This is a genomic window from Acinetobacter sp. CE-15 (assembly GCF_051059255.1).
Taxonomy (GTDB): Bacteria; Pseudomonadota; Gammaproteobacteria; order Pseudomonadales; family Moraxellaceae; genus Acinetobacter; species Acinetobacter guillouiae.
On the sequence record NZ_CP192737.1, the window covers coordinates 863,238 to 879,474 of the forward strand.

Consider the following 16,237-nt stretch of genomic DNA (forward strand, 5'->3'; position numbering starts at 1 on the left):
ACTTATTGGTTTAATTTCTTATAATTCATTTTTTATATTGAGTTGATGAACGCAGATGATTCGTTTAATGCAATCTTCAGATCTGCACGCTGTTTCTCAAATTGAAGACTTGGTACAAAGTCATCCTTGGAAAAAAAGTCAATTTGAAGAGTCTATAACAAGTTATTTAAGTACGGTGATTGAGCAAGACCATCAAGTGGTGGGCTTTTGTATTCTGCAACCTGTTTTAGATGAAGCCAATTTATTACTTATGGCGATTCATCCGAGCCAGCAGGGTAAAGGATTAGGCTATCAACTGTTAGATGAATCGATTGCATTATTAAAAAATAATCCAGTGCAAATCTTTCTTGAAGTGCGTGAGTCAAATAAAGCTGCGATTGCGCTGTATGAAAAAGCCAACTTTCATCAAATTGATTTAAGAAAAAATTATTATCCGAATCAACAGGGTGGCCGTGAACATGCAATTATTATGGTCAAAGCCTGTAGTGATGATTTTTCAAAGTTATTTAAATAAGTCTAAGCAATATCGAGAATGCGAACAGCGAAAGCCGATTATTTAATAATCGGCTCATTCCATTCTGAAGGCAGGGTGGTCATCAACATATCGCCCAACTCTTGAATTTCTTTGGCTTCCAAGTGACGATTGATCCGTCGCCATTGCCCATCTAATAATAATTCAAATGGTGCATATTGAGATTTGTAATTCATTTTCTCAGCATGTGGAACCCAATAACCGAGGTAGACAAAATCTAAATTCAACGATTTTACATATTCAATTTGTTTGAGAATCGCAAAAACCCCGAGTGAACGTTTACTTTCATTTGGATCAAAGAAGGTATACACCGCAGAGACACCATCATCCAATTGATCACAAGTAGATACGCTAATTAAACGATCATCTTTCCACAGTTCAAGGAAAAAGCTGTTGGTACAACTGTGAATCAGGAATTTTTCAAATTGGTCATAACTGGGTGGGAACATATCACCATCGGCGTGTCTTTCAATAATATAACGCTCGTACAGATGATAATGCGTTTGTGTGGCCTCTTGGGTCGAAATAATTTTAACGGTTAAATCTTGATTGCGTTTCCAGGCTTTTTTCTGAGCACTGCTCATTTTAAATTCAGTCACTGGCACCCGACAAGATAAACATTGGCGGCAAAGATGACATTCAGGGCGATAAACAAAATCACCACTGCGTCTAAAACCTACACGCGATAATTCAGAAAGTGTGACAACATCAATACGATGTACAGGGTCGAGAAACACCATACGGGCAGATTTATTTTCTAGATAACTGCAATCATGCGGTGGTGTAATATAGTACTGTAAGTCGTTTAATAGGGACTTAGGATGATAAGAATTCATAAATCATGTCCCTCCTTTTATTTTCATTCCATTAAGCGCGATAAAATCGCTATTGTTTTACTTGAAAATACACGCTCTTGATAACTTTTCCAATCTATAGAGGGTTGTTTTATTACATCTTGTAACGATTTAAGGTATTCATGGCGAGAAAGTGTACAAGCACCGAGGCTGAGTAAGTGATCATTGACCAACTGACAGTCAATCCACGGTAAATTATTTTCTCGGCCCAATAACATCAGTGTGTAAAAAGCCATTTTGGAAACATCGGTTTGAGTGCTAAACATCGACTCACCAAAACAACCATGGCCAATCGTTACACCATACAGCCCACCTACAATTTTATGTTGATCCCAGACTTCAACGCTATAGGCATAACCAGCTTCAAATAGTTGGCAATAACCGTGAATAATCTCCTCGGAAATCCACGTTTCATCCGCATAGCTACGTGGGAGCGAACAAGAACGAATGACCTGTTCAAAAGCATGATTGATGGTAATTTTATAATCAAACTTTTTCATATTTCGCAGTAGTGATTTACTTGGATGATAATCCTGAGGGTGAATGATGCAACGCGGCTCTGGACACCACCAACAAATTGGTTCACCTTCGGAAAACCATGGAAATAAACCATGCGTATAAGCTTCAAATAATGTAGAAGGCGCTAAGTCTGCGCCTATACAAATCAAGCCTTGTTCATCTGGATCAGCTTCTATTGGATCTGGAAAAATAAATTGTGAAAGGGGGAGTTGATTCACGAGAATTCATCAATAAAAAAGATCAGCTTTATCTTAGCTGATCATGTGATTAAATGTCTAAACAGACCTTATGCAAAAAGTTTCAAATGTTTTGCAATTTTGAGTTTGTCACTATCTAGAAAGAATTGGGCTTTCTCTTGAATAACTTCAAGGCTGGTTTTTGGATCTGAAACAGTGTTGCCTTGTTGGTCCAATACCAGCCAGCCTAATTGAGTCAGCACGTCCCAAACATATTGTGCAAATTGTGCGGCAGAGTCTAGCCCATCGATAAAGTGAGCGCGATAGAAGAGTTGGGTAAACTGATCGGCGGGAATACCAATCCCTGTGAGTGGGCAGGCCAAAACTTGATAATTGGTATGATAGCTGGCTTGCTCAAGGAAATAACGATTTAATTTCTGAGCATGTTTAACCATATCTGGATTTGAAGCTGCCTGACACGGTTGTGCCAAACCTAAGTGGCATAAAATCACCAAGGCATTAAGCAGCTTGGAATAAGTAATATTAGGGATGGCCTGTTCAAGCTCTGCAATCGTCTGCGGCTTATAGTCAGATTGTTTAAAATAAGCACCGAGTGGTTGATAAATCTCTTGGATTAAATCGAACTCACCTAAGTATCCTGAAATTGTTTTTGGTAATTTTTCTGGTGCAGTTAATAAGACAAAGGCTGTATTTCTCAAGCGATGCTGAATTTCTAATGCAGTTAAGGTGTTCTTCCCGCGGATATATAAGTCTTTTCTAAATTGTGTGTTGGCAAAATAATCACGGCATTGCTCTTTAAAAACTGGATGTTCAATGGTGTTTAAAAATTGCTGATGTTGCTCACTAAAATTAATGTTATCTAGATGCGAATTCAAATCTGTTGAACCTGCGTAGGTCAATTTAATTTCTTCTAAAATTCGCACCACTTGTTGAAAAGAGAAACACTGCCAATCTTGATTTAAGTATTCGTGGATCAAATAGTTTGGATTTTGTTTTTTTAAATCTTGCACTTTATTGAGTGCATTGGGATTTCTTTGGGCAAAGAGGGGATTTTGTGCTAATAGCTCTTCACTAAAGTTAAGTGAATCATTTACTTTTTGTAGCGGGTTGGTACTGGTGCTATTAAATTTAAAATGACTGTGAAATAACTCGCGGACTGGCATATTGGCAGCCCAACCGGTCAAGCAGTTATAGCTGATATAGACAATCCCATTGGGACTTAAAAACTTTCGGATAAATTGCAAAATAATATGTTGGTTTTCGTGGCTAATCCAACTCCAGATCCCGTGTAAGCTAATCGAGTCAAACATCGGTAAGTCTTTGTTGAGTAACTCTTCAAAACTTGCATCATAGAAGTGATGCGGGACTTGATTTTGTTCAGCCAAGACATTGGCATGGGCAGCATGAGCAGGGTTAAAGTCTGTACCAAAAAATAAACCAAAACTGGATGCAGCATGAATATTTAGACTGACACCTTGACCAAAGCCGAGTTCACAATGTTTGTGACGTTCATTGGTGGGTGGGCAATCAACCCCATTGAGTAATAAGCAAAACTTTTGGTAATTCGGGCTTAAGTCTCTATAGTAACCATAGGTGTAATTTACTTCGGTCTGGTAGCCATCGGTCCACGCTGTTGTCATGTTTTTTCCTATAATTTGTATTCATTTAAAGTCATTGCTCTTGTTTATTTATAAATCAAAAATAGACAAACCGCCATGTAGGCGGTTTGTTTTTACACAAAATAAATCAATTATTCTAAGCCATCTAAATAGCGGTCAGCGTCAAGTGCAGCCATACAGCCTGAACCTGCAGATGTGATTGCTTGACGATAGACATCATCAGCAACATCACCCGCAGCAAATACACCCGCTACAGATGTAGCTGTGGCATTGCCCGCAGTACCACTGCGTACTTGAATATAGCCATTACGCAGTTCAAGTTGATTTTCAAACATTGCCGTATTTGGTTTGTGACCAATTGCCACAAACATACCTGATACGTCAACGTCTTGAGTTGAATCATCTTGGGTAGACTTAATACGTACAGAAGTCACACCAGAATTACTATCACCTAAAACTTCATCAACTTGATGGTTCCAGATGATCGAAATTTTACCTTCTTTAACTTTTTCATTGAGATGGTCTTGAAGGATTTTTTCCGAACGTAATTTGTCACGACGGTGTACCAAGGTAACGTGTGAAGCGATATTGGAAAGATATAGTGCTTCTTCAACAGCTGTGTTACCACCACCGACAACCATGACTTTTTGGTTTTTATAGAAGAAACCATCACAAGTTGCGCAAGCACTTACACCTTGACCCATATAAGCCTGTTCAGACTCAAGCCCTAAATATTGTGCTGTTGCACCTGTTGCAATAATTAACGCATCACACGTGTACTCATCCATATCGCCTTTAAGTACGAAAGGGCGAACCTGAAGATCAACTTCATTGATATGATCGTATAAAATCTCAGTACCAAAACGTTCAGCATGCGCTTGCATACGATCCATTAATGCAGGACCTGTTAAACCTTCAGCATCACCAGGCCAGTTCTCAACATCAGTCGTGGTGGTTAATTGACCGCCGAGTTGCATACCTGCAATTAAGGTTGGTTTTAAATTTGCACGCGCGGCATAAACAGCAGCACTATAACCAGCAGGGCCAGAACCTAAAATAATTAACCGAGAGTGACGAGCGCTCATGAGTCATCCTTTTTTATGAAAAATATAGAAATTGTTTGAATTATACGTGAAACTTTATCAAAGTTGTGTGGCTTCAATGTCGATAATATTGATCATCTAAATCGAATTGAGCTATATAGAATAATCAAATAATATTGTTTGGCATTTTTATCGAAATAAAAGCTTAAATTTCTAACAATGCTTTACAACACAAGTAAATAATAGTGCATCTTTTTTTTAAGAACAGGTGCATAATATAAAAATTTCTTCTCTCAAGAAAGCTGATCAAGCTTCAGAAAAGAGTAATTTGAACAATTGGTTACAGGATAGTATATGACTGCGGTGTCAAATGTTTATGCACAGCGCTTTTTAACAACAATATTCTTGATTTCATTTGGGATATATCTGTTCCTTGCAACAGTCACATATACTCCATTTGATCCAGGCTGGATGCATATTTCGAGTGATACACAACAGGTTTCAAATGCCAGTGGTGTAGCGGGTGCTTGGATTGCTGATTTGTTGTTTGGTTTTTTAGGTTGGGCAAGTTTACTCATTCCTGTATTTATTTTTATAGAAGCAGTGCAAGTATGGTGGCCACGAAGTTTTGTGAGTCGCCCGTTTCGTTATGCTGCGCAATTTTTTATTTTGCTTGCGACCTCAAGCCTATTGTACTTGCTTTGGAATGTACCAGCAGACACATTAGCCAATGCTTCTGGCGGAATCATTGGTTATGAGCTCGGTGAAAGCCTATCTCAACTGATGAGTATTTATGGCGCAGTTGTATTTATTTTGCTTTTGCTCGTTGTTCTATTTACCTTAGCATTTGGTATTCAATGGAACAGAACGTGGGCAACACTAAAAGCCACGCCTGCTTATTTACAAGATTTATTTTATAAAAATGTTCCTGAAAGTGAATCTGCTTTTGATTTGACATCTCCGCAGAAAAATAAAAATCATGTGCATACGCATAAGGCTGAACCAATAACAGCTCAAGCTGAATTTGTCGAAGCTGATGATCAGGCACCAGTAAAAGAGCATTTGGTTGTTAAAAATACGAAACACAATCAAACAGCTGAACGCTTATTTGATGACATGATTGAGCAAGAAAATAAAACTCAACATCATGTTCAATTTGATCAAGACGATATTGATGATTTGGAATTAGAGCGGACTTTAGAAAAAGCACATCGTCTAGAACAAGACAGTCAACGTACTGTTTCATCTGGTGAAGTATGGAAAGCCTTACATCAAGATCAAGACCATAATCGTGATATTGATGCCTTGATCAAAGCGTCAGAAGATCAAACTGAAGATAAATATGCAGATCATTTGCCACGTGCGCATCAACATGATGTTGATCATGTGCAGATCAATAAAAAATCTTCACTTGATTGGGATGATGACCAAGTGTTTGATGAATTGTTGTCAGTTGTACCAAATGGACAAACTGCCACAGATATCCATAGCCCATTTAATACCCCTACGGCGCAGACTCATATTGAAGCTGCTTATGTAAATACTGCTGTTCAGGGTGGGCAAAGCGTTGCGAGTGGTGTCGCAGTAGCGGCAACTTCAGGCGTGGCAATACAAAATTTAGCCAATGAATTAGATGAGCTGGCATCGCTTGCAGATGAAGAGCTTACTGAAAGCCCAACTGCGTACCAACAAAATCAGCAATCTGTAGATGTTCGTACAACCAGTAATTATGCGCAATCTACGCCATTTACCCGTGCCAATATTCAAACCAATTTAAATGCATCAACCTTGGTCAGTGAAGAAGAAAAGTCTTTAATTGCTGCAGATAAAGATGCATTTAGAGATGCTTGGCAAGAAACTGCGGGTAAACCTCAAGACGAATTGCAAAGTGAGTTTGCAGAACTTGAAGATGATTTCGACTTAGATGCACCATTAACCGATGCATTTGGTCGTCCGATGTCACGTGCAATGCAAGTTGCAAATAAGCGTCGAGACTTACCAACGTTGCCGGGTTATGAACTGTTGGATAAAGTCGATCCAAATAAAAAAGTCAACTTTACCGCAGAACAACTGTCACGTTTATCTGAACTGTTAGAAATTAAACTTCAAGAGTTTAACGTCAAAGCCAAAGTCATCGAAGCCCAACCTGGGCCAGTGGTTACACGTTTTGAGTTAGATTTGGCACCTGGTGTAAAAGCCTCGAAAGTGACCAATATCTCTCGAGATTTGGCACGTTCGATGTCAATGGCATCTGTACGTGTGGTTGAAGTGATTCCCGGAAAGCCTTATATCGGGATTGAAGTACCGAATAGCAGTCGTGAAATGGTACGCCTGATAGAATTGTTGGAAACCCCCGTTTTTAAAGATCCAAATGGTTTGCTTTCAATGGCAATGGGTAAGGATATTTCAGGTAATCCTGTGATCACTGACTTAGGTAAAGCGCCGCATATGTTGGTTGCTGGGACGACAGGTTCAGGTAAATCAGTTGCTGTAAACTCAATGATCTTGTCGATGTTGTTGAAATATACACCTGATCAATTGCGTTTGATTCTGATCGATCCAAAACAATTGGAATTAGCGAACTACAATGATATTCCTCATTTATTAACACCTGTTGTGACTGACATGAAAGATGCTGTTAGTGCATTGAATTGGTGTGTCAATGAAATGGAACGTCGTTATAAGCTGATGTCTTTTTTAAAGATCCGTAAATTAGCCGACTATAACCGTAAAGTGGAAGAAGCCATTGCAAATGGTGAAGATCTGATTGATCCGACTTGGAAACCAAGTGATTCTGCGACTCAAGACCGAGCGCCACGTTTGCAACCATTGCCTTCGATTGTGATTGTTGCCGATGAATTTGCCGATATGATCATGCAAGTAGGTAAAAAAGCAGAAGAAATGATTACCCGTCTGGCACAAAAGTCTCGTGCAGCAGGAATTCATTTGCTGTTAGCAACGCAACGTCCATCAGTAGATGTAATTACTGGTTTGATTAAAGCCAATATTCCAACCCGTGTTGCTTTGCGTGTAAACAGTAAAATTGACTCCCGTACCATTCTAGATGGTGGTGGTGCAGAAGATCTCTTGGGCCATGGCGATATGTTATTCCTCGGTCCGGGTAAAATTGATCCTGAACGTGTACATGGTGCGTTTATTTCCGATGATGAAGTCAACCGTATTTGTGACGCATGGCGTGAACGCGGTGAACCGAATTATGTCGATGAAATTCTCACACCGTTCGATGAAGAACCGACCACGCGTGGTTTTGAAGATGGTGATGGAGATCCGAACCGTGATGCACTCTATGACCAATGTGTTTCATTTGTCTTAGAAACACGTAAAGTGTCTGTATCTTCACTGCAACGTAAGTTTAGCTTAGGTTATAACCGTGCTGCCCGTATTGTTGATCAAATGCAGGAGCAGGGTATTGTCAGCGAACAAGGACCGAATGGTAAGCGAGATATTTTGGTCTAATTTAAACAGCTTGCAATGAGCTTAGGCTCATTGCAATGATGTAGGATTGAGAAACAGAGCGAGTAAATACAAGCACCAAAAAATAGAAAATAACACGATAAGTATCATTTGAGCTTTACTAAATTTCTTTTGTTCAACGACCACAAATTGATTGGATTGTTGTTTGGCAAAATTGAGTGCCTTAAATGCCGGTATTAGAAAAATGAAATTCAATACGGTAATCAGATCATAAGGCTCAGGCAGTTTAGTCAGCACTGAAAAAAATATAAATCCTATAAACATCCAGCCTGATGAGAAATTTTCTGTATATCCTTGTTGCTTGGCATAGTTATTTATTTTTTTTAACAAGGGGTAAAGGAAAATAATATAAAGGACTGTCCGAAAAGCCGGCATGATGTCTAATTTGTCTTTTTGCATAAAGAAGCGCCATGCTTTAAACATCCACCAAATCAGATATAAATCCATCGTCAAAAAACATAAGAGCATAAATTTATTGATGCTGATGATCTTTTGCACTTCCACGGAATGATGTGGTGCTTGCTCAATGAGCGTGGTTGAATCTTTTTCTAAATTAAGCATGATTTATTTTTTAGTTAGGTTTTAGTTTTTGATTATAAAGATAAAATAATATTTTCTCCAATAATTAAAATCCGTCTTTTTAAAAGATCGTTAATTTTTATTTGTGATGTAGATTCATTGACGTTCAGCCTAAAGGATTTTATTGAAGTACAGATATTGATGGAAAAACATGAATTTTCACACTAATATAAATCTGTCTCGCTGAACGGAATCTAGTCTATGTTGATCGCATTATGTACGTTAATCTTTATTCATTTTTGTGCCCTGATTACACCAGGCCCTGATTTCTTTCTGGTCTCGCAAACCGCAATTAGCCGTTCAAGAAAGCAATCTATTTTTGTGGTTTTGGGGATTACCGCAGGGGTGATGTTTTGGGCTTTTTTAGCTTTGGCGGGGTTGAATATCATTTTTGAAAAAATGGCATGGTTAAAGCAGGTGATGTTGGTTGTTGGTGGGATTTATCTGTGCTGGTTAGGCTACCAAATGCTTAGATCAGCTTTGAGTAAGAAAGAAAATCTATCACAGCATCATTTTGAGTTACCACAAAGCAATCTACGTTTTTTTCTCAAAGGTTTCTTAACCAATTTATCAAACCCGAAAGCGGTGATTTATTTCGGTAGTGTATTTTCAGTGTTTTTAGCCAATCCACATTTAGATGGTGTGCATTCATTATTATTTATAATTGTTTCCGTGGAAACGCTGATCTGGTTTAGCTTTGTTGCCTTTGTATTTTCATTACCCAGCTTTAAAGCCGCTTACCAAAATGCCTCAAGATGGATTGATGGTATCTCAGGTGGGATCTTTACGCTCTTTGGTGCATATTTGATTGGTCATCGCTAAAAGCATACTCCAAAATTTAAAAAACCTGCTTCAAGCAGGTTTTTTATGCTCTTATTCGCAAATAATTTTTAAATTATTCCACGTCTTTGGTTAATTGATAAAGTTCAGCATTTGGACCTTCAATCTTTTCACCCGTCGCAAAACTACGTGCTTCTAAGATATTTTCGCCAACAAAGTATTTGCGGTTATCTGCATTTTTATCTAGACCGATAATCGATCCAGATTCATCAAAACTAAAATGACCTTGGGTTTTAAATTCTTTGCCTTCACCTTTAACCCCTTCATATTCTTCAGTCAGTTCATACGTGTGATCTGATTTTAGGATGAGTTTGGTTTTGATTCCTGAGCAATCAGCACACGGAAGTAAACCTTTGTATTCACCAGCCCAATCCAAGCTATTTTGAGCATTATGTTCTGAATCAATCGTTGGGCTTGCTGCTTCATGCGATGCAGCAGCCTGTGTTTGTGCTGTCGCTTTGATATCCTCTGACGCATTATGAGTCGGTTTAGAACAAGCGCTTAATGACAGCGCTAAAATAGACATGACGAAGAGTGTTTTTTTCATAACATAACCCAAATGAATAAATAATTATATGTGAATGATTTTATCCAGAATATAAATTATCTCCCTGATATGAAATGTGAATTATGTAAGAAATTGCTGAGTAATGTAGTTCGATGTTAAAAAGTTAGGCTATTATAGGTGTTCTCTTAGTGTGCTATTTATAAGTATTCCAATCTATGTCTCATTTGGCTGAATATGTTGCTCGTATTTACAATGAAAAAAACGACAATCAAAAAAGCAATGATCAAATCAAAATTGAAAATGTCACTTTGCAATGCGAAAAAAATTATGAGCAAGATATAGAGATCACTCAGACCACCAAAATTTATACATTTTCAGATGGCACACAATTGAAACAAACCATAGAACAAGACAATCAGTTGTTTGAAGTGGAGTCTTGTCTAGAAAGCTGGATTGAATATCAGGTCATCCAGCAGTCAAATGCGAATATTCAGCCACAAAAAATTCATTTTGATAATCATTGTCGTGAATTACATTGGATTAACTATTTTAACCAAACGAAAAATTGATATATGCAAATTCATTGCAGAATTTAATCAAAACTGAATATTTACTGACAAGTTTTGCAATGAATTAATTTTATACATTTATATATTAATTGCTGTTTTTCTATACAAATTAGATTTTTATCTGATCTATTGGTTGTTACAATCCAGCGCGAATTCTTTATGTTTTGGTGTGCTGGGTGTTTGAAAAATTAGCTGAACAAAGTTTGGGCTGGATGGGATGGCAAATTGATAACCATTGGGATTTAAACATCGACCAATGTGTCATGATTGCAGCGCCGCATACCAGTAATTGGGATGCACTCTATGCACGTTTAGCACTGAAAGCTTTGGGTGTTCATGTGCGTATTACCATTAAAGATAGCTATATGAAATTGCCTTTTGGACCTTTTGTGCGTGCTATGGGCGGAATTGGGATTGATCGCCGTCCCAAGCAAGATGGCGAGGAACGTCCAAGTATGGTTCAGCTGATGAGTGAGCTGTTTAAAACCCATCCTAAATTGGTGATGCTGGTAACGCCAGAGGGAACGCGTGCAAAGCAAGAACAGTGGAAAACAGGCTTTTATCATGTTGCTACCAGTGCTGGCGTACCTATAGCACTGGCGTATATGGATTATAAAAACAAGAAAACTGGGATTGGTAAAATTGTTTATCCAACTGGAAATTATGAACAGGACATGGCTGAAATCATGGAGTTTTACGCTCAGATCAATCCGAAACATCCAGATTTATTTAGTATAGATACCCGATTTATTCCAGAAGCTGAGTTTTGATTCGATAGTATCTTTGAAAACTCAAATACAATGAATTTAATTTTGATATGGGAAGGGTGATTTGGCACATTCCCATATTTTATTAGGGTTAAATATTTGCTGCTGTTCAGTTGATACAGTATCTGTGCATTTAGATATTATTTTATAAATAACCTATTTTTTTAGCTCAATTAAAATACTACTTTAATAATTCAAAAGATCTACATCGTTATTTAAGAATTACTTAATTTTTTAAAATGTCGTATATAAATAAATTGTTGAAATTGGCTTTAAGTTGAAAACAACTTAAAGCCATGGTGTAAATAATTCTAAAAGTTAAATTCAACATTTATTGGGCATAGACAGGGATAACAAGATGAATAATAGCGTCTATTACAATGCAAAATTTCATACCGTGAATCAACTGCAACCTTGGGCAGAAGCCATGTGGGTAAAAGACGGTAAAATTTTAGCGATTGGCGATCAGAATGAAATTCTGAGTTTGGCAGCGGATGCTGAAAAATATGATTTAAAAGGGAAATTGGTGATGCCTGGCATCCATGATGCACACACGCATCTTTTAAAAGCGGCACTTCTTCGATTGGAATATTCTTGCCAATTAAATGATCCGCAAACCTTGCAAGAATTGGCACAGCAACTCAAAGCGTATTGGGAAAAATATGCCTCCAAACGGACATGGATTTTTGCCGGGCTCTATAACCCATTGATTTTTACTGCTGAGCTACTGACACGAGAATGGTTGGATCAAGTCATTCCAAATGTGCCTATTGTGATTCATGATTTTTCATTTCATAACGTCATGGCGAACAGCCAAGCACTACATCTTGCAGGTATCACGCGTGATACACCGAGTACGACCCGCGCAAAAATTGAAAAAGATCCTATAACAGGTGAACCTACTGGAATTTTGCGTGAAGGTGGATGGGTAAAATTATATATGGTCGCACCCACAGAGACCGATGAGGAAAATAAGTTCGCGCTTAAAATGGCGGCAAGTATATGTAATCAATATGGTATTACTTCGGCTCAGGAAGCTTCAGCAACAAGGTCATTTCTGACAGCAGCTAAATCTTTGGATGATGACGATGAGCTTACACTGGATTTGATTTGTCATATTCCTTGGAAAGCAGAAATTATGTCATTGAGTGATCGTGAAGAAGATGAAAGGGTAATCGCAGAACGAGCGCAATATGCGTCAAAACGTGTCATGGTGAATGGAATCAAAGTGATGCTAGATGGTACATCTATGGCACCCACCTTTAGCCATGTGCCCTTAGATCCGATTTCAGATGAACCTATTACTTACAATTTACTTCTCGATTCTAATGAACTCACTGAAAAAATTCGTGAATGGACCGAAGAAGGTTTGATCGTTAAATCACATTGTACGGGTTATGGTTCTGTGCGTATTGGTTTAGACAATTATGAAAATGCCAACAATGTTGAACGTCAAACAGGGCAATTTCATGATATTGCACATGCTCATTATGTTTCTGCAAAAGATCGTAGCCGTTTTGCAGAATTAGACATTATTGCTGAAATGTCACCCGCGATTTGGCATATCCCAGAATATCAGCAAGCGCTTGGCAAAGCCTATGATTTTCGAACTTTGTATGATGCTGGTGCAACCATGACGATTGGTACAGATTGGCTTTTGCCACCTACGCCAAATCTCTTTCCCGCACTGGCTGGTATTTTACAGCACGGAGATGAAAGTGTGCCTTTGGACGTGGCAGTCAGAATTATGACGTTGAACGGCGCAATTGCTGTTGGGCATAGTCATCGTACTGGGAGTTTAGAAGTGGGTAAGGAAGCAACCTTTATAGTTTTGGATCGCAATATTTTTGAATCAAGCCCTGAAGAAATTGCTGAGACTCAAGTCATCACCACAGTATTACAAGGTCAGCATGTGTTTCAGCGTGCTAACTAATCTACTGGGTTAAATTATCGTTTATGTGCGTAAGGGAAGACATATATGAGCGGAATAAAACGTATTCCTGTGACCTTACTGACAGGTTTTCTAGGGAGTGGTAAAACAACATTGCTGCATCGTCTGTTGGCCGATGATCGCATGGCACACACGGCAGTGATTATTAATGAAATAGGTGAGGTTGGCTTAGATCATTTATTGATAGGTCGACTTGACGATGACATTGTCTTGCTAAAAAGCGGTTGTGTCTGTTGTAGCATGAAAACAGAACTTTCAGAAACACTTAAACTTCTTTACTGTCGTGCTGAGGCAGGGCAAATTCCTGTTTTTGACCGTGTTATTGTCGAAACAACAGGTATGGCTGACCCGATTCCCTTGCTTAAACTTTTGCTAGCAGATGAAAGTGTCGCGACTTTATTTAGTGTGCAAACTGTGATTGCTACGGTTGATACATTATTGTCCTTAAATGTCCCGCATCAGCGGACGGAGAGACTACGTCAAATCGCTGTTGCAGATAAAATCATTTTAACTAAAACAGATTTGTCGCATGCCTTTACAACATTTACCAAGCGCATCCGTACTCTGAATGCGAGTGCTGAAATTATTGATGGTGCGGATGTGGCGGCTGTTGCTTTGGTTATTTTTGATCGTGAAAAGTATCCAGTAACACGTAATTTACTTGGTGCGCAGTGGTTTACACATCAGGCAAATTCTCAAAACACTTTCAATAACGCACCGCATCATAATATTTTTACGCTGTGTTTATATGCCAACCAAGCTTTGTCTTGGGCGCGTGTGACCCATTTTCTTCAGAAGCTGGCACGACTTTATGGCGTGAACTTGCTCCGAATCAAAGGATTGATTCAGGTGGAAGAGTCATTACGACCAGTGATATTACACGGTGTTCAACATTATCTATTTCCCGAATCTTACCTAAATGCGTGGCCTGATGATGACCACAGATCGAGAATAGTGGTCATTTTTGAAGGGGAAATTCATCAACAGATCCAAGCATTATTTGATGCCATTGTGCTTGAGCCAATGACCACATAGCAGAACGCCTGCACCCATAATCCTCAGCATTTTCAATTGCGTAATTTAAGCGTAGGGGGATTTGCATCTTAAAAAAACAATTTGGTTGATCGTAATTTTTTAACGATTTCTCTATTAGGAGACACTCATGGAAGACAAATATATTCATTCGATTGAACAACATACCATTCAGCAAATCCCATTAAATGCGCGATACGGTAAGGCTCGGGATCTATTCACACTTTGGTTTGGTGGAAATTTGATGCTACTGACGTTTGTGACAGGATCAGTTTCAGTCACCATTTTTCATCAATCTTTTGTCTCTGCTATTTCAAGTATTATTCTAGGAACGCTTATTGGTGGCATCTTTGCCGCACTCCATGCCGCTCAAGGACCGCATCTCGGTGTCCCTCAAATGATTCAAACCAAAGGGCAGTTTGGTGCATATGGCGCGCTTCCAATCCTTGGAATCGTGGTCATCATGTATGTCGGCTTTCTAGCTTCAAATGCGACGCTGGCTGGACAAGCCATGAATTTGCTTATTCCCTCATTCAGTCAGTCATCCGGCATATTATTTACTTGTGTCGTTGCAGTGATCGGCACAATCGTTGGTTATCGATTAATTCATCTATTTACAAAAATAACCTTTGTGATCTCTGGTTTGGCTTTTTTGGCAGCATATGTGTGGGTGTTTTTTATTCAAGGTTTACCAGCAGACTTTTTCGCGCGTAATTCTTTTTCAGCTACAGGTTTTCTCGCTACACTTTCGATTGCTGCACTGTGGCAGATCGCATATGCACCCTATGTCTCTGATGCTACTCGTCATTTACCAAAAGAAACAGGGGCAAAGGCAGCGTTCTGGGCAACATATTGGGGATGTGGATTGGGTACCATCATTCCGATGTGTTTGGGGGTAACAATAGGATTGGTGACACCAAGTGGAGATGTTATCGCTGGGATGATCGCTTATGTGCCTAAGATGGGGAGTGTGTTTATTTTGATTTTGGTCATTTCCATCTCTGCTATTAATTCAATGAATTTATATTGTGGTGTACTGACTTTAATTTCTTTTATCCAGACATTTATTCCATCATTTATGCCATTGGCTAAGGGACGAATTGTGATTTCATTTTTGTTAATTGCTATTGCGCTATGGATTGGAATCAAAGCATCCAGTAATTTTCTGCCCATATTTATTAATTTTATTTTCTTGCTCATCTACGTACTTATCCCTTGGACGGCTGTGAATTTGGTTGATTATTACTGGGTTCGTCATGGGGAATATGATGTCGATTCGTTTTTCCATCAAGATGGGGGAATCTATGGAAAATTTAACCTCATGGCCGTTTCTGCATATATTTTTGGTGTCATTGTTCAAGTGCCTTTTATTGCGACAGACTTGTATACAGGTCCTATTGCCAAGGCGCTTGATGGTGCAGATGTTTCGTGGGTTGTCGGTCTAATTTTAACCTCTATTTTTTATCTGATGGGGATCAAAATTTTTGGTATCAAAGACCATTCATACAAGGCAAAAAAATAAATTACGGCACGGCTATTGTGATGATGCAGCCATCATATCACTTTGCCTATATGAGGTTTGCTACAGCCTATTTTTACTGCTTCTAAGGCTATTTTGATCATGAGATAGACTTTGCAGAAGGGACCGCTATATTGCACCACGGGTTGTATTTAAAAATTCAGCAGCAAAGGATGAAGGTCTAGGCAATTTTAAAAATGAACGCTGCTCATC

The 16,237-nt window shown here is 38.7% G+C and carries 14 protein-coding genes; 8 read left to right on the top strand and 6 right to left on the bottom strand.

What is annotated here, in order from left to right; genetic code table 11:
* Nucleotides 1-55: 55 nt before the first annotated feature.
* The gene (gene rimI / locus ACQ7EO_RS04110; protein ID WP_004723651.1) at nucleotides 56-514 is read left to right on the top strand and encodes a ribosomal protein S18-alanine N-acetyltransferase; all 459 of its coding nucleotides are present in this window, start codon (nucleotides 56-58) and stop codon (nucleotides 512-514) included.
* 38 nt (nucleotides 515-552) lie between these two features.
* Here the strand turns inward: rimI and ACQ7EO_RS04115 are convergent, their stop codons facing one another.
* From ACQ7EO_RS04115 to trxB, 4 genes are all read right to left on the bottom strand, one after another.
* Entirely contained in the window at nucleotides 553-1,368 is an 816-nt protein-coding gene (locus tag ACQ7EO_RS04115; RefSeq protein WP_004723650.1) for an arginyltransferase, read from the bottom strand.
* A gap of 23 nt (nucleotides 1,369-1,391) precedes the next feature.
* Nucleotides 1,392-2,123 carry a leucyl/phenylalanyl-tRNA--protein transferase gene (aat, locus tag ACQ7EO_RS04120; RefSeq protein ID WP_434278926.1) on the bottom strand — a complete coding sequence of 244 codons (732 nt, stop codon included), beginning with the start codon at nucleotides 2,121-2,123 and terminating at the stop codon, nucleotides 1,392-1,394.
* Nucleotides 2,124-2,191: 68 nt separating this feature from the next.
* Complete coding sequence (locus ACQ7EO_RS04125; RefSeq protein WP_434278927.1) at nucleotides 2,192-3,742, bottom strand: class I SAM-dependent methyltransferase; 1,551 nt, start codon at nucleotides 3,740-3,742, stop codon at nucleotides 2,192-2,194.
* 110 nt (nucleotides 3,743-3,852) lie between these two features.
* Nucleotides 3,853-4,806: a thioredoxin-disulfide reductase gene (gene trxB / locus ACQ7EO_RS04130; protein ID WP_004723647.1), complete on the bottom strand. Its 954-nt coding sequence runs from the start codon at nucleotides 4,804-4,806 to the stop codon at nucleotides 3,853-3,855.
* A gap of 312 nt (nucleotides 4,807-5,118) precedes the next feature.
* Between trxB and ACQ7EO_RS04135 the strand changes: the two genes are divergently transcribed.
* Nucleotides 5,119-8,241 (top strand): DNA translocase FtsK, encoded by a 3,123-nt coding sequence (locus ACQ7EO_RS04135; protein WP_434278928.1) that lies wholly within the window; start codon nucleotides 5,119-5,121, stop codon nucleotides 8,239-8,241.
* Nucleotides 8,242-8,268: 27 nt separating this feature from the next.
* On the opposite strand, the gene ACQ7EO_RS04140 is transcribed toward ACQ7EO_RS04135, so the two are convergent.
* A complete protein-coding gene (locus ACQ7EO_RS04140) occupies nucleotides 8,269-8,820 on the bottom strand; it encodes a hypothetical protein (protein WP_434278929.1) in 552 nt (183 codons plus the stop codon).
* A 219-nt stretch (nucleotides 8,821-9,039) separates the two neighbouring features.
* Here ACQ7EO_RS04140 and rhtC point away from each other — a divergent pair, with 219 nt between their 5' ends.
* A complete protein-coding gene (rhtC, locus tag ACQ7EO_RS04145) occupies nucleotides 9,040-9,660 on the top strand; it encodes a threonine export protein RhtC (protein WP_004817545.1) in 621 nt (206 codons plus the stop codon).
* A gap of 73 nt (nucleotides 9,661-9,733) precedes the next feature.
* On the opposite strand, the gene ACQ7EO_RS04150 is transcribed toward rhtC, so the two are convergent.
* Nucleotides 9,734-10,225, bottom strand: coding sequence for a copper resistance protein NlpE (locus ACQ7EO_RS04150; RefSeq protein WP_004817543.1), 492 nt, complete (start codon nucleotides 10,223-10,225; stop codon nucleotides 9,734-9,736).
* Between the two features lie 176 nt (nucleotides 10,226-10,401).
* Between ACQ7EO_RS04150 and ACQ7EO_RS04155 the strand changes: the two genes are divergently transcribed.
* The 5 genes from ACQ7EO_RS04155 (at nucleotide 10,402) to ACQ7EO_RS04175 (ending at nucleotide 16,027) form a co-directional block, all read left to right on the top strand.
* Nucleotides 10,402-10,755, top strand: coding sequence for a hypothetical protein (locus ACQ7EO_RS04155; RefSeq protein ID WP_244013897.1), 354 nt, complete (start codon nucleotides 10,402-10,404; stop codon nucleotides 10,753-10,755).
* Between the two features lie 176 nt (nucleotides 10,756-10,931).
* On the top strand, nucleotides 10,932-11,525 hold the full coding sequence (locus ACQ7EO_RS04160) for a 1-acyl-sn-glycerol-3-phosphate acyltransferase (protein WP_004817539.1): 594 nt from the start codon (nucleotides 10,932-10,934) through the stop codon (nucleotides 11,523-11,525).
* 355 nt (nucleotides 11,526-11,880) lie between these two features.
* Complete coding sequence (locus ACQ7EO_RS04165) at nucleotides 11,881-13,455, top strand: amidohydrolase (protein WP_434278930.1); 1,575 nt, start codon at nucleotides 11,881-11,883, stop codon at nucleotides 13,453-13,455.
* 45 nt (nucleotides 13,456-13,500) lie between these two features.
* Nucleotides 13,501-14,508 (top strand): CobW family GTP-binding protein, encoded by a 1,008-nt coding sequence (locus ACQ7EO_RS04170; protein ID WP_434278931.1) that lies wholly within the window; start codon nucleotides 13,501-13,503, stop codon nucleotides 14,506-14,508.
* 127 nt (nucleotides 14,509-14,635) lie between these two features.
* A complete protein-coding gene (locus ACQ7EO_RS04175) occupies nucleotides 14,636-16,027 on the top strand; it encodes a purine-cytosine permease family protein (RefSeq protein WP_434278932.1) in 1,392 nt (463 codons plus the stop codon).
* Nucleotides 16,028-16,237: the final 210 nt, after the last annotated feature.